This window comes from Isoptericola sp. S6320L (genome assembly GCF_023015685.1).
GTDB classification, from domain to species: domain Bacteria; phylum Actinomycetota; class Actinomycetes; order Actinomycetales; family Cellulomonadaceae; genus Isoptericola; species Isoptericola halotolerans_A.
This window is the reverse complement of sequence record NZ_JALKAT010000070.1, coordinates 1-368: the sequence shown is the minus strand read 5'-3', so window position 1 is coordinate 368 and position 368 is coordinate 1. Positions and strand designations below refer to the sequence as shown.

General features: G+C 70.9%; 1 protein-coding gene. It reads left to right on the top strand.

From position 1 onward, the window contains the following. Positions 1–20 precede the first annotated feature (20 nt). The coding region (locus MWU57_RS17915) for a hypothetical protein (protein ID WP_246911047.1) at positions 21–368 on the top strand (348 nt) is incomplete at its 3' end.

Genomic DNA, 368 nt, shown 5'->3' with positions numbered 1-368 from the left:
CGGCGGGCACGTCGTCGCCGGTGACGTGGTCCTGCACCGGTGACCCGTGCCCCTGGGGCGCCCAGCTGACCGGCAACGCCGCCGTCTGGCCCGACGGCATCACCAGCCGCTACGGCTACACCACGTCCGCCGGCATCTACCTGCCCGCCATCGCCGCGCACGGCACCACGATCACCATCACCGACGGCAACGCCGCCGTCTACGCCGGACCCACCGACACCTCGCACAGCCGCCTCGCCCAGCTCTCCACCGGCGACAGCTACACCATCACCAACCTGCCCGACAGCCACGTCGTCTCCGTCCAGAACGACAACAACACCTTCGCCTACACCCTCACCGACGGTGGCGAACCCACCCCGACGCCGACG